Consider the following 13,530-nt stretch of genomic DNA (forward strand, 5'->3'; position numbering starts at 1 on the left):
GGCCCGTCGGCGTACCGCCAGGGACATCAGCCCCGGCGCAGCCCCGCCGCCACCGCCGCGCCCGCCGCCAGCAGGATCGCCGCGGCGACCGCCACCACCGTCCGTACGCCGTCGAACAGCGAGTCCTGCGTGGTCGCCAGCACCCCCAGCAGCGGGATGCCGACCGTCAGGCCCACCTGCTGGGTCGTCGTGACCAGACCGGTCGCGAGGCCCTGCTCCTCGTTCGGGACGCCGGACGTCACGGTCAGCCCGTACGCGATGATCGCGCCCAGATGGCACATGCTCGCCAGCGACACCGCGACCGTCGCCAGCCACACCCCCGACTCCGCGCCCAGGCCGAGCAGTACGCCGATGAACAGCCCCTGGCCGAGCAGGGACAGGGCCAGCGTCCGGCGGGCGCCGATCCGGCCGATCACCCTAGGCGCGAACATCCCCGCCACCACCGACAGCAGCCCCTGGACCCCGAAGACCAGCCCGGTGGCGAAGGGGGAGAGGTCCAGGACCTCCTGGAGGTACAGGGTCAGGACGAAGACGACCGTGCTCATCATCGAGAAGGTCACCAGACCGCCCAGGTTGCCGAACGCCACCGTCCGCCGCCGCAGCATCGGCAGCGACACCAGCGGGGCCGCCGTACGGGACTCCACGACGACGAACGCGCCGAGCAGCACGATCCCCAGGACCAGCGTCACCATCACATCCGCGCCGCCGAAGCCGCGTTCCGCCGCCGTGGTCAGGGCGTAGATCAGTGCCAGCAGACCGCCGGTGACGCTCACCGCGCCCGGCACGTCCAGCCGCGGCCGGTCCGCCGTACGCGACTCCTCCAGCGCCCTCGGCGCCACCGCCAGCACCCCGAGCGAGGCCACCGCCAGCAGACCCATCGTGGAGCGCCAGCCCAGCGTGTCGGTCAGGACGCCGCCCGCGACCATCCCCACCGTGAAGCCGAGGGACAGCAGCGTCCCGCTGATCCCGAGCGCCCGGTCACGCAGCGGCCCCTCCGGGAACGTGGTGGTCAGCAGGGACATCCCGGTCGGCACGATGACCGCCGCGCCCAGCCCCTGGAGCGCCCGCCCGGCGAGGAAGGAGGCCGGGTCCCAGGCCAGCGTCGCCAGCAGGGACGCGGCGCCGAAGAGGGTGAGCCCGGCGAGGAACAGCCTGCGCCGCCCGTACAGATCGGCGATCCTCCCGAACAGCAGCAGGAAGCCCCCCGACGGCAGTGCGAACGCGGTCACCGCCCACTGGAGACCCGTGGTGCTCAGCCCCAGGTCCCTGCCGAGCACCGGCAGCGCCACGTTCAGTACGGAGAAGTCCAGGGCCACCATGAACTGGGCGGCGCACAGCACGAAGAGGACCAGCCGGGCCCGGCCCGACAGCCGGGGCGGCCCGGAAGCCACAGCGGAAGCAGAGGAAGCAGAAGGAGCAGAGGAAGCAGCGGAATCAGAGGTGGGAGGGGTTTCGATCGCCATGCGTCCCACCCTGCGGCGACCGGAATAACCGTGGGGAGCGGGAACTTATCCTGGTGCCCGCACCACCAGGCAGGCGCACACACGGACACCAGGGGGAGTACGTGGCCACACCGGCCCAGCAGGCGACGGACGACACGAAAGCGCACCGCCTGGCCGAACTACGCGAGTTCCTCCGCAGCCGCCGGGCCCGCGTCACCCCGGACGAGGCGGGCCTGCCGGGCGGCGCCCGCCGCCGCACCCCGGGCCTGCGCCGCGAGGAGGTCGCCGTCCTCGCCGGGGTGGGCGTCTCCTGGTACCAGTGGCTGGAGCAGGGCCGCGACATCACCGTCTCCCCGCAGGTGCTGGACTCCGTCGCCCGCGTCCTGCGCCTGAGCAGCGCCGAGCGCCGCCACCTCTACGTCCTGGCCGGGCTGAACGCGCCCCCGCCCGAGGTCGATCCGGCGCACGCCGACATGTGCGAGGGGCTGACCCGGCTCATCGACGCCTGGATGCCGTACCCGGCCCACATCATGGACCGGTACTGGAACACCGTCCTCTACAACGACGCGGCCGCCGCGGTCCTCGGCATGCGCCCGGACATCCGGCAGAACTGCCTGATCGCCTTCTTCACCGACCCCGTCTACCGCTCCCGCACCGGGGCGAGCTGGGACGCGCTCGCCCCGCAGGTGGTGGCCCAGTTCCGGGCGGCCTGCTCGGACTGCCCGGAGGACGACGGGTTCCGGGCGGTCGTCGAGGAGGCCAGGGCGGTCAGCCCGCTCTTCGCCGAGCTGTGGGAGCGGCACGACATCGCCCCCGCCGGGCAGAACCGCAAGGAGGTCGAGCACCCGCTCGTCGGCCGCCTCAGCCTGGAGGCCACCCAACTGCGGGTCCCCGCCCGGCCGGACCTGGCGATCGTGCTGCACACCCCGCTGCCCGACACCGGCTGCGAGGCCAGGCTCCAGTGGCTCGCCTCGCCCGAGGGCCGGCGCGGCTCGATGTATCCGGTGCCGGGGTGAGCGGGGACGCGACACCCCCCGGGGCGACCGGCGCCGGGGTGACCCGCTCGGCCGGCCCGCCGCCCGCTTCGTATGCTCGTGCCATGACCGACACCACCGACCTCGACGCCGAGGACCGCAAGATCGTCACCCTGGCGCGCAGCGCCCGCGCCCGCAACGGGGTGCCCGAGGGCGCGGCCGTACGCGACGAGACGGGACGTACGTATGTCGCGGGCACGGTGGCACTGGAGTCGCTGAAGCTCAGCGCGCTCCAGACCGCCGTCGCCATGGCCGTGGCCAGCGGCGCCACCTCGCTGGAGGCGGCGGCCGTCGTCTCCGCCGCCGAGGCCCCCTCCGACGACGACCGGGCCGCGGTGCGCGACCTGGGCGGACCGGACACCCCGGTGTTCCTCGCGGGCCCGGACGGCACCCTGCGCGTACGCGTCACGGCGGGCTGAACGACCGCTCCGGCGGCCGTTGTCCCCGGCGCTCCGGCGCGTCCCGGCGTACCGCTGTACGAGAGCGCCGCCGGGATCGGGGAGAATGGTCGCCATGAGCGCTCGACCGAACCAAGAATCCGCTGCCCAGCAAGCGGAGACCACCTCCCCCCACCGGGCCGGCTTCGCCTGCTTCGTGGGCCGCCCCAACGCGGGCAAGTCCACCCTCACGAACGCTCTCGTCGGTCAGAAGGTGGCGATCACCTCCAACCGCCCCCAGACCACCCGGCACACGGTGCGCGGCATCGTCCACCGAGACGACGCGCAGCTGATCCTGGTCGACACCCCCGGCCTCCACAAGCCGCGCACGCTGCTGGGCGAGCGGCTCAACGACGTCGTGCGGACCACCTGGGCCGAGGTCGACGTCATCGGCTTCTGCCTGCCCGCCGACCAGAAGCTCGGCCCCGGCGACAAGTACATCGTCAAGGAGCTCGCGGGGATCAAGAAGACCCCCAAGATCGCCATCATCACCAAGACCGACCTGGTCGAGTCCAAGGCGCTCGCCGAACAGCTCCTCGCCGTCTCCGCGCTCGCGGAGGAGCTGGGCTTCGAGTGGGCCGAGATCGTGCCGGTCTCGGCGGTGGGGGACAAGCAGGTGGACCTGCTCGCCGACCTCATCGCCCCGCTGCTCCCCGAGAGCCCACCGCTCTACCCGGAGGGCGACCTCACCGACGAGCCGGAGATGGTCATGGTCGCGGAGCTGATCCGCGAGGCCGCGCTGGAAGGCGTACGCGACGAGCTGCCGCACTCGATCGCGGTCGTCGTCGAGGAGATGCTGCCGCGCACCGACCGCCCGGCGGACAAGCCGCTGCTGGACATCCACGCCAACGTCTACATCGAGCGCCCCAGCCAGAAGGGCATCATCATCGGCCCGAAGGGCAAGCGGCTGAAGGACGTCGGCACCAAGTCCCGCAAGCACATCGAGGCGCTGCTCGGCACGCCGGTCTTCCTGGACCTGCATGTGAAGGTCGCCAAGGACTGGCAGCGCGATCCGAAGCAGCTGCGGAAGCTGGGCTTCTAGCCCTTCCTGGACACCGGCCCTGGTGCCGATCTCACGCGCCCTCCTTCAGGACGCGTGAGATCAGCGTGCGCTGCGCCCCGGTCAGATCGGGGTCAGCGCAGTACACGGTGCGGCCGTCGACGGTGATCGCGTACCGGAAGCCGTCCGGCACCCCGGCCGACGGGGTGTCCCGTGCCGCGCCGAGCGCCTCCTCGGCGAGGGAGCGCCACTCGGCGGCGTCCGCCCGGCCCTCCGTGTCGACCTCATGGCGGCGGGCGATGCCGGCGAAGCCGCCGGTCCGGCTGACCTGAATGCGCATGGGGTCCTGTCTATCGGGGGCCGGACGGGCGCTCAACCCCGCCCGCCGGTCGGGCATGCGACGGCCCGGGTCACGCCCGGCCGGGCACTCGGCGGTCCGGGTCACGCCCGGGTCGGGACGCCCACCTCCGACCAGGCCTTGAGGACCGCCTCCCGCTCGTCCGCCTCGCCGAAGCGGGCGCCCGCCGCCGCGACCGTCAGCCGGGCGAACTCCGCGAAGTCCGCGTTCGCCGTCAGCTCGCCGCCGGTCAGCACGTCGAACCAGATCTGCCCGGCGCGCTCCCAGGAATTCCCGCCCAGCGCGGTGGCCAGGAGGTAGAACGCGCGGTTGGGGATGCCGGAGTTGAGGTGGACGCCGCCGTTGTCCTCCTCCGTCTCGATGTAGTCGTCCATGGAGCCCGGCTGCGGGTCCTTGCCGAGGACGTCGTCGTCGTACGCCGTGCCCGGGGCCTTCATCGAACGCAGGGCGTCCCCGCTGACCCGGGGCGCCAGCAGCCCGGCGCCGATCAGCCAGTCGGCCTGCTCGGCGCTCTGGCCCAGCGAGTACTGCTTGACCAGCGAGCCGATGACGTCGGACACGGACTCGTTGAGCGCGCCCGACTGGCCCTCGTACCGCAGGTTGGCGGTGTACTGGGTGAGGCCGTGGGCCAGTTCGTGGGCGATCACGTCGACCGCGACGGTGAAGTCGAGGAAGATCTCGCCGTCGCCGTCCCCGAAGACCATCTGCTCGCCGTCGAAGAACGCGTTGTTGTACTCCTGGCCGTAGTGCACGGAGCCGATCAGCGGGAGGCCCTTGCCGTCGATCGAGCTGCGCCCGTACGCCGAGAGCAGCAGCTCGAAAGTGGCGCCGAGCCCGGCGTACGCGCGGTTGACGCTGGCGTCGGAGGTGGGCTTGTCGCCCTCCTCGCGGACCTTGACGCCGGGCAGGGTGGTGCCCGTTTCGCAGTCGTACAGGATGCGCCGCGGCTTGCTGGGGACCGCGCCGGCGGTGTGCCGGGTCGGTGTCGCGGCGAGCGCGGTGATCCGGCGGTGGTCACGGCGCAGGGCGTCGGCCGCCAGGGTGCGACGGGCCGGGTCCGCGAGCCGGGCGTCGGCGGACCGGGAGAGGTGATCGAGGACGTGGGGCGGAACGATGGTGCAGAAGACGGGGTTGAGCTCGCCGTCGTTTCGAAGGTGCATACAGAAGACTGTGGCACTCCGTCACCGTGCTGTCACTGGTTGCGACGACGATTGACGAAATGGAGTGATGAGTCACTGTTTACCCGTCATCGATGTCCGGTCCCGCATACTGATACGGACCGACACCACGGGCCACACTCGGTTACGCTCGTCGCATCATGCGTTTCGGGCTGCTTCTTCTTAGCTGCCGCGGCGAGGGCCTGTAGTCGTAGGCCGACCCCCTCCCCGCGGAGTCTGGTGTTGCAGCGACACAGTCGGCCGACACCCGCTGGACCGAGGAGCCCTACGCCATGACCACCGTGAATCCCGCCGGTAACACCGTGAACCCCTCCGGTAATTCTGTCGGCCGCCCCACCCCGATCACCAACGCGACGCAGCTGCAAAAACCCTCCGGGATGCCGGTCCACAAGTACGGCCGCTACGAGGCCGTCGACATCCCCGACCGCACCTGGCCCGACAACCGCATCACCGTGGCGCCCCGCTGGCTGTCCACCGATCTGCGCGACGGCAACCAGGCCCTGATCGACCCGATGTCCCCGGCCCGCAAGCGCGAGATGTTCGACCTGCTGGTCAAGATGGGTTACAAGGAGATCGAGGTCGGCTTCCCGTCCTCCGGCGAGACCGACTTCGCGTTCGTCCGCTCCATCATCGAAGAGGGCGCGATCCCCGAGGACGTGACGATCTCCGTCCTGACGCAGGCCCGCGAGGAGCTGATCGAGCGCACGGTCGAGTCGCTGGTCGGCGCCCGCCGGGCCACCGTCCACCTGTACAACGCCACCGCCCCGACCTTCCGCCGCGTCGTCTTCCGCGGCTCGCGCGAGGAGGTCAAGCAGATCGCGGTGGACGGCACCCGGCTGGTCATGGAGTACGCCGAGAAGATCCTGGGTCCGGAGACGATCTTCGGCTACCAGTACAGCCCGGAGATCTTCACCGACACCGAGCTGGACTTCGCCCTGGAGGTCTGCGAGGCCGTCTGCGACGTATGGCAGCCGGAGGAGGGCCGCGAGATCATCCTCAACCTGCCCGCCACCGTGGAGCGCTCCACGCCCTCCACCCACGCGGACCGCTTCGAGTGGATGTCCCGCAACCTGACCCGCCGCGAGCACGTCTGCCTCTCCGTCCACCCGCACAACGACCGGGGCACCGCCGTCGCCGCCGCCGAGCTGGCCATCATGGCCGGCGCCGACCGCATCGAGGGCTGCCTGTTCGGCCAGGGCGAGCGCACCGGCAACGTCGACCTGGTCACCCTGGGCATGAACCTGTTCTCCCAGGGCGTCGACCCGCAGATCGACTTCTCGCAGATCGACGAGATCCGCCGCACCAGCGAGTACTGCAACCAGATGGAGATCCACCCGCGCCACCCCTACGCGGGCGATCTGGTCTACACCGCCTTCTCCGGCTCCCACCAGGACGCCATCAAGAAGGGCTTCGACGCGATGGAGAAGGACGCGGCCGCCCAGGGCAAGACGGTCGACGACATCGAGTGGGCCGTGCCGTACCTGCCGATCGACCCGAAGGACGTCGGCCGCTCCTACGAGGCCGTCATCCGGGTCAACTCGCAGTCCGGCAAGGGCGGTATCGCGTACGTCCTGAAGAACGACCACAAGCTGGACCTGCCGCGCCGGATGCAGATCGAGTTCTCGCGGATCATTCAGGCCAAGACCGACGCCGAGGGCGGCGAGGTCACCCCGACGCAGATCTGGTCCACCTTCCAGGACGAGTACCTGCCGAACGCGGAGAACGCGGGGGCGCGTTGGGGCCGCGTCCAGCTGCGCTCCGGCCAGACCACCTCCGACACCGACGGGACCGACACCCTGACCGTCGAGGCGGTCGTGGACGGCGTCGACACCGTCCTGACCGGGTCCGGCAACGGCCCGATCTCCGCGTTCTTCGAAGCGTTGCAGGCCATCGGTATCGACGCCCGGCTGCTGGACTACACCGAGCACACGATGAGCGAGGGAGCCAGCGCCCAGGCCGCCTCGTACATCGAGTGCGCGATCGACGGCAAGGTCCTGTGGGGCATCGGCATCGACGCCAACACCACCCGCGCCTCGCTGAAGGCGGTCGTCTCCGCCGTCAACCGCGCGGCCCGCTGACGCCGAACGGCCCGTTCCGAACCCCGACCGCCCGCTCCGGGAGGTCGGGGTTCGGCCATATCCGAGGGTTGTGACGTCCAAGAGGCTGACGTCCCCTCGCAGATGTGGCTAACATCACGTCCAACACACGGCAATGTTGCCGGAGCGTTACGGAGGTGTGCGACGTGCGGTCAGCCAAAGGACAACGCGCTCTGAGGCCGGTCCTCTGCGGCGTTCGCACCGTCTGGGACGCCGTCGGCGACGGCGCCTTCTTCTGCCCCGGCTGCGGGGGAGACCGCAACTACCGCCGGCTCACCGGCCGCCGCCGCCTCACCGTCCTCGGCGTCCCGCTGGTCCGCCGGGGCGAGGCCGAGCCCGTCGTCGAGTGCGCGGCCTGCCTGGCCCACTACGCCCCCGAGGCGCTGGACCACCCCACCACGACCCGGTTCTCCGCGATGCTCCGCGAGGCCGTCCACACCGTCACCCTGGCCGTCCTCGCCGCCGGGGGCACCACCTCCCGTACGGTCCTGGAGGCCGCCGTCGCCACCGTGCGCGACGCCGGGCTCGACGACTGCACCCAGGAGCAGCTGTTCACCGTCGTCGCGGTGCTCGCCGCCGACACCGGCCGGGGCTCCGGCACCGACCCGGCCGCCGAGGCGTGCGGCCCGACCCTCGCCATCGAGCTGCACGAGGTGCTGGCCCCGCTCGCCCCGCACCTGGCCGCCGCCGGCCGCGCGTCCGTCCTCCTCCAGGGCGCCCGGATCGCGTTGGCCGACGGGCCCTACTGCGCCGCCGAGCGCCAGGTCCTGACGACGGTCGGCACCGCCCTCGGCATCCCCGCCGAGGAGACCGCCCGGGTGCTGGCCGAGGCGGCCCGTACGCCGTCGTAGGCGTTCGTAGGCCGCAGGCCGGCCTCCGTACGCCCGCCTGGACCGGCAATGAGCCCCAGGGCCCCCGCAGGCCGTCCCCCGTGGGCGACAATGGGCCCATGAGCTTGTTCCGGGACGACGGCATCGTGCTGCGTACGCAGAAACTGGGCGAGGCCGACCGGATCATCACGATCCTGACCCGCGGCCACGGCCGGGTCCGCGCCGTCGCCCGCGGGGTGCGCCGTACGAAGTCCAAGTTCGGCGCCCGCCTGGAGCCCTTCTCCCACGTCGACGTGCAGTTCTTCGCGCGCGGCAGCGAGCTGGTCGGCCGCGGGCTGCCGCTCTGCACCCAGAGCGAGACGATCGCCCCGTACGGCGGCGGGATCGTCGCCGACTACGCCCGCTACACGGCCGGCACCGCGATGCTGGAGACCGCCGAGCGGTTCACCGACCACGAGGGCGAACCGGCCGTCCAGCAGTATCTGCTGCTCGTCGGCGGCCTGCGCACCCTCGCCCGGGGCGAGCACGCTCCCCATCTGATCCTGGACGCGTTCCTGCTGCGCTCGCTCGCGGTCAACGGGTACGCGCCCAGCTTCGAGGACTGCGCCAAGTGCGGGATGCCCGGTCCGAACCGGTTCTTCTCCGTCGCGGCGGGGGGCGTCATATGCGGTGACTGCCGGGTCCCCGGCAGCGTCGTACCCTCGGCACAGGCCATCGAACTGCTGAGCGCGCTGCTCAGCGGCGACTGGGCGACGGCGGACGCGTGCGAGGCGCGTCATGTCAGGGAGGGGAGCGGGCTGGTGTCCGCCTATCTGCACTGGCATCTGGAGCGCGGCCTGCGCTCGCTGCGGTACGTAGAGAAGTGACACAGGGAGACTGAGAAGCTCATGGCAGTACGCGGGATCCTCGGCGGCCGTAACCGGCGCACGTACAAGACCCCCGAGCCGCACCCCACGGGCGCGACGCCGCCGAAGATCCCCGGCGAGCTGGTGCCCCAGCACGTCGCCGTCGTGATGGACGGCAACGGCCGCTGGGCCAAGGAGCGGGGGCTGCCCCGCACCGAGGGCCACAAGGTCGGCGAGGGCGTCGTCATGGACGTGCTCAAGGGCTGTATCGAGATGGGCGTGAAGAACCTCTCGCTGTACGCCTTCTCCACGGAGAACTGGAAGCGGTCCCCGGAGGAGGTGAAGTTCCTGATGAACTTCAACCGGGACGTGATCCGCCGCCGCCGCGACGAGATGGACGAGCTCGGCATCCGTATCCGCTGGGTGGGCCGTATGCCCAAGCTGTGGAAGTCCGTCGTCCAGGAGCTCCAGGTCGCCCAGGAGCAGACCAAGGACAACGACGCGATGACGCTGTACTTCTGCGTGAACTACGGCGGCCGCGCCGAGATCGCGGACGCCGCGCAGCGCATCGCCCAGGACGTGGCGGCCGGGAAGCTGGACCCGTCGAAGGTCAACGAGAAGACGTTCCAGAAGTACATCTACTACCCGGACATGCCGGACGTGGACCTCTTCGTGCGCCCCAGCGGCGAGCAGCGCACCTCGAACTATCTGATCTGGCAGAGCGCCTACGCCGAGATGGTTTTCCAGGACGTTCTTTGGCCGGATTTCGACCGCCGGGACCTGTGGCGGGCCTGCCTGGAGTACGCCCAGCGCGACCGCCGCTTCGGCGGGGCGCAGGAGGCGGAAGCCGCCAAGTGAGCGGAAGAAAGTGAGCGGAAGAAGGGGCGGGCCCGGTGCGTGGTGCACCGGGCCCGCCCCTTCGTCGTACGTCCGTTACGCCTTCTTCTCGGCGCACTCCGCGCACGTGCCGAAGATCTCGACGGTGTGCGCGACGTTCACATAGCCGTGCTGCGCGGCGATCATCTCGGCCCACTGCTCGACGGCCGGGCCCTCGACCTCCACGGCCTTGCCGCAGAGCCGGCAGACCAGGTGGTGGTGATGGTCGCCGGTCGAGCACCGTCGGTAGACGGCCTCGCCCTCGGTGGTGCGCAGGACATCGACCTCACCGGCGTCGGCGAGGGACTGAAGCGTCCGGTAGACCGTCGTGAGGCCCACGGAGTCGCCGCGGTGTTTCAGGACGTCGTGCAGCTCCTGGGCGCTGCGGAACTCGTCGACCTCGTCGAGCGCCGCCGCCACCGCCGCCCGCTGCCGGGTGGACCGGCCGCGTACCGGCGCTGCGTTCGTGCCACTGATCGGCGCCGTGGCCACAGGTGCCTCCTCGTGTCGCCCGTACATGTGTCGGGCCATTGTGCCAGCCCGGCCGGGCGCCGCATTCAAACGCGCACGTCGTCCGGTCACGTACGGACGGTCATGCGCGCGGACGGACGGTCACACGCGCACGTCGTCCGCGCCCCGCCGGGCGGGCGGTACTTCCAGGGTGCACTCGGCACCCTTCGCTTCGCTCGCCCGGGCCCGCCGCCTCGCGAGCGGAGCGGCGAGCGCGGTCAGCGCGACGAACACCGCGATGGCCAGCAGCACGATCGTCGCGCCGGGCGGGACGTCCTGGTAGTACGAGGTCACCGTGCCGGTGAGGGTGACGGCCGTGCCGATCACCACGGAGAGCACGAACGTGACCTTGAAGGACTTGGTGATCTGCTGGGCGGCCGCCACCGGCACCACCATCAGCGCGCTGACCAGCAGCAGCCCGACGACCCGCATCGCGACGGTCACGGTCACCGCGGCCGTGACCGCGACCAGCAGGTTCAGCACCCGCACGGGCAGCCCGGAGACCCGGGCGAACTCCTCGTCCTGGCTGACCGCGAACAGCTGCCGCCGCAGCCCCACCGTGACCAGCACCACGAAGGCCGCCAGGACGCAGATCGCGACGACGTCCGACTCGGAGACGGTGGCGAGCGAGCCGAAGAGGTACGAGGTCAGATTGGCGTTGGAGCCGGAGTCGGACAGGTTGATCAGCATGACGCCGCCCGCCATGCCCCCGTAGAACAGCATCGCCAGGGCGAGGTCGCCGCGCGTGTGTCCGTACCAGCGGATCAGCTCCATGGTGACCGCACCGGCCACCGCGACGGCGGTCGCCATCCACACGGGGCTGGTGGAGAGCAGGAAGCCGAGGCCGACGCCGGTCATCGCGATGTGCCCGATGCCGTCGCCCATCAGGGCCTGGCGCCGCTGCACCAGATAGATGCCGATGGCGGGCGCGGTGATCCCGACCAGCACGGCCGCGATGAGTGCCCGCTGCATGAAGGGAGGGTTGAGGAATTCGAAGAGCATCAGGTCAGCAGTCCCGTCCGGACGGGCTCGGCGGCCGCGTGGGGGTGTACGTGGTCGTGGCCGGGCAGCGCGTGCTGGCCGAGCGCCTCGGGCGGCGGCCCGTCGTGCGTCACGCAGCCGTCGCGCAGGACGACGGCCCGGTCGATCAGCGGCTCCAGCGGGCCCAGCTCGTGCAGCACCAGCAGCACGGAGGCGCCGAGCGCCACCTGCTCGCGCAGGGTCGAGGCCAGGATCTCCTGGCTGGCCAGGTCCACCCCCGCCATCGGCTCGTCCATGATCAGCAGCTCCGGTTCGGAGGCCAGGGCGCGGGCGATCAGCACGCGCTGGTGCTGGCCGCCCGACAGCGCGCTCACGGAGTCCTTCGCCCGGTCGGCCAGGCCCACCAGGTCGATGGCGCGCTCCACGGCCGCCCGGTCCGCCTTCCCGGGCCAGCGCAGCCCGGTACGGGACAGCCGGCCGGAGGCGACGACCTCGCGGATCGTGGCGGGCACCCCGCCCGCGGCCGTGGTGCGCTGCGGGACGTACCCGATCCGGCCCCACCGGCGGAAGCGGCGCAGCTCGGTGCCGAACAGCTCGACGCTGCCGCCGGTCAGCGGGACCTGCCCGATGACCGACCGTACGGCGGTGGACTTGCCGGAACCGTTGGCGCCGAGCAGGGCGACGACCTCGCCGCGGCGCACGGTCAGGTCGACCCCGCGCAGCACGGGGCGCGAGCCGAGGGTGGCGGTGGCGCCGCGCAGGCTGACCACGGCCTCGCGGGTGGTGCTCTCACGCTCCGGCATGAGCGCCTCCGATCCGATGGCTGTACGGGTGGTGCGGGTCACTTCGCGCCGAGGGCCTTCTTCAGCGCGGCGAGGTTGGACTTCATGACCTCGATGTAGTCAGCGCCCTGAGACTTCTCCGTGATTCCCTCCAGCGGGTCCAGGACGCCGGTCTTCAGCCCGGTGTCCTTCGCGAGGGTCTTCGCCGTCTTGTCGCTGGCGAGCGTCTCGAAGAAGACCGTCGTGACCTTCTCCTTCTCCGCGATGGTGTGGATCTCCTGGATCCGCGCGGGGCTCGGCTCGGCCTCGGGGTCGATGCCCGCGATGCCCTGCTGGGTGAGCCCGTAGCGCTCGGCGAGGTAGCCGAAGGCGGAGTGGGTGGTGATGAAGGTCTTGGTGGCGGTGTTCTTCAGCCCGGTCTCGTACGCCGTGTTCAGCTCGCCCAGCTCGGCGACGAGGGCGTCGGTGTTCTTCTTGTAGTCGGCGGCGTGGTCGGGGTCGGCCTTCTCCAGCGACTTGCCGACACCCTTGGCGACCTCGGCGTACTTCACGGGGTCCAGCCAGATGTGCGGGTCGGCGCCGCCTTCCTCGCCGTGGTTGTGGCCGTCGCCCTCTTCGTGGGCTTCTTCCTCGTGGCCGTGCTCGTCCTCGTGGCCGTGCTCGTCCGCGTGCTCTTCCTCGCCCTCGTGGTCGTGATCATGACCGCTGACCTCGGAACCGTGGTTCTCCAGCGTGGTGAGGGTCGCGGCGTCGACGGTGTTCTTCACACCGGACTGCTTGATCGCGTCGTCCACGGCGGGCTGGATGCCCTTGAGGTACAGGACGTAGTCCGACTCGCTGATGGAGCCGATCTGGCGCGGGGTGAGCTCCAGGTCGTGCGGCTCGACGCCCGGCTTGGTGAGGCTGGTGACGGCGACGTGCTCGCCGCCGATCTTCTCGGCCAGGAACTGCATCGGGTAGAACGACGCGGTCACCTTGAGCTTGTCGCCGTTTCCTCCGTCCGCCGCGTCGGAGGTGGAGCAGGCGGAGAGAGCGGTCAGACCGAGGACGACTGCTCCGGCGACGGCGGTGGTGGGTATGAGGCGACGTACGTTCATGACAGTCATTTTCAACAAAAGTGGAAACGATTGTCAACAAGGCTGATGAGATGCCCGGAAGATC

14 protein-coding genes are annotated in these 13,530 nt (G+C 71.0%); 7 read left to right on the forward strand and 7 right to left on the reverse strand.

The window, feature by feature from the left end; all coding sequences use genetic code 11:
- Nucleotides 1-26: 26 nt before the first annotated feature.
- On the reverse strand, nucleotides 27-1,463 hold the full coding sequence (locus A3Q37_RS17970; RefSeq protein WP_065485647.1) for an MFS transporter: 1,437 nt from the start codon (nucleotides 1,461-1,463) through the stop codon (nucleotides 27-29).
- Nucleotides 1,464-1,564: 101 nt separating this feature from the next.
- Here A3Q37_RS17970 and A3Q37_RS17975 point away from each other — a divergent pair, with 101 nt between their 5' ends.
- The 3 genes from A3Q37_RS17975 to era all read left to right on the forward strand — a co-directional run bounded on the left by A3Q37_RS17975 (nucleotide 1,565) and on the right by era (nucleotide 3,955).
- Entirely contained in the window at nucleotides 1,565-2,458 is an 894-nt protein-coding gene (locus tag A3Q37_RS17975) for a helix-turn-helix transcriptional regulator (RefSeq protein ID WP_065485649.1), read from the forward strand.
- A gap of 83 nt (nucleotides 2,459-2,541) precedes the next feature.
- Entirely contained in the window at nucleotides 2,542-2,895 is a 354-nt protein-coding gene (locus A3Q37_RS17980; RefSeq protein WP_065485651.1) for a cytidine deaminase, read from the forward strand.
- 85 nt (nucleotides 2,896-2,980) lie between these two features.
- On the forward strand, nucleotides 2,981-3,955 hold the full coding sequence (gene era / locus A3Q37_RS17985; RefSeq protein ID WP_175515969.1) for a GTPase Era: 975 nt from the start codon (nucleotides 2,981-2,983) through the stop codon (nucleotides 3,953-3,955).
- A 31-nt stretch (nucleotides 3,956-3,986) separates the two neighbouring features.
- Here era and A3Q37_RS17990 read toward each other — a convergent pair whose 3' ends face one another.
- Both A3Q37_RS17990 and A3Q37_RS17995 read right to left on the reverse strand, forming a co-directional pair.
- Nucleotides 3,987-4,253, reverse strand: coding sequence for a protealysin inhibitor emfourin (locus tag A3Q37_RS17990; RefSeq protein ID WP_010070649.1), 267 nt, complete (start codon nucleotides 4,251-4,253; stop codon nucleotides 3,987-3,989).
- A gap of 101 nt (nucleotides 4,254-4,354) precedes the next feature.
- Nucleotides 4,355-5,431 (reverse strand): M4 family metallopeptidase, encoded by a 1,077-nt coding sequence (locus A3Q37_RS17995; protein ID WP_065485653.1) that lies wholly within the window; start codon nucleotides 5,429-5,431, stop codon nucleotides 4,355-4,357.
- A gap of 290 nt (nucleotides 5,432-5,721) precedes the next feature.
- Between A3Q37_RS17995 and leuA the strand changes: the two genes are divergently transcribed.
- The 4 genes from leuA (at nucleotide 5,722) to A3Q37_RS18015 (ending at nucleotide 10,078) form a co-directional block, all read left to right on the forward strand.
- On the forward strand, nucleotides 5,722-7,527 hold the full coding sequence (gene leuA / locus A3Q37_RS18000; protein WP_065485655.1) for a 2-isopropylmalate synthase: 1,806 nt from the start codon (nucleotides 5,722-5,724) through the stop codon (nucleotides 7,525-7,527).
- 164 nt (nucleotides 7,528-7,691) lie between these two features.
- The gene (locus A3Q37_RS18005) at nucleotides 7,692-8,396 is read left to right on the forward strand and encodes a TerB family tellurite resistance protein (RefSeq protein WP_065485657.1); all 705 of its coding nucleotides are present in this window, start codon (nucleotides 7,692-7,694) and stop codon (nucleotides 8,394-8,396) included.
- A gap of 98 nt (nucleotides 8,397-8,494) precedes the next feature.
- A complete protein-coding gene (recO, locus tag A3Q37_RS18010) occupies nucleotides 8,495-9,241 on the forward strand; it encodes a DNA repair protein RecO (RefSeq protein WP_065485663.1) in 747 nt (248 codons plus the stop codon).
- Nucleotides 9,242-9,262: 21 nt separating this feature from the next.
- Nucleotides 9,263-10,078: an isoprenyl transferase gene (locus A3Q37_RS18015; RefSeq protein ID WP_065485665.1), complete on the forward strand. Its 816-nt coding sequence runs from the start codon at nucleotides 9,263-9,265 to the stop codon at nucleotides 10,076-10,078.
- A 75-nt stretch (nucleotides 10,079-10,153) separates the two neighbouring features.
- Here A3Q37_RS18015 and A3Q37_RS18020 read toward each other — a convergent pair whose 3' ends face one another.
- From A3Q37_RS18020 to A3Q37_RS18035, 4 genes are all read right to left on the reverse strand, one after another.
- Complete coding sequence (locus A3Q37_RS18020) at nucleotides 10,154-10,588, reverse strand: Fur family transcriptional regulator (RefSeq protein WP_006124317.1); 435 nt, start codon at nucleotides 10,586-10,588, stop codon at nucleotides 10,154-10,156.
- Between the two features lie 120 nt (nucleotides 10,589-10,708).
- Nucleotides 10,709-11,608, reverse strand: a complete 900-nt coding sequence (locus tag A3Q37_RS18025; protein WP_065485667.1) for a metal ABC transporter permease — start codon at nucleotides 11,606-11,608, stop codon at nucleotides 10,709-10,711.
- Nucleotides 11,608-12,390: a metal ABC transporter ATP-binding protein gene (locus A3Q37_RS18030; RefSeq protein ID WP_065485872.1), complete on the reverse strand. Its 783-nt coding sequence runs from the start codon at nucleotides 12,388-12,390 to the stop codon at nucleotides 11,608-11,610. The genes A3Q37_RS18025 and A3Q37_RS18030 overlap by 1 nt, the downstream gene beginning before the upstream one ends.
- Nucleotides 12,391-12,428: 38 nt before the next feature.
- Nucleotides 12,429-13,466, reverse strand: a complete 1,038-nt coding sequence (locus A3Q37_RS18035; protein ID WP_065485669.1) for a metal ABC transporter substrate-binding protein — start codon at nucleotides 13,464-13,466, stop codon at nucleotides 12,429-12,431.
- Nucleotides 13,467-13,530: the final 64 nt, after the last annotated feature.

The organism is Streptomyces sp. PTY087I2 (assembly GCF_001687325.1).
Lineage (GTDB): Bacteria > Actinomycetota > Actinomycetes > Streptomycetales > Streptomycetaceae > Streptomyces.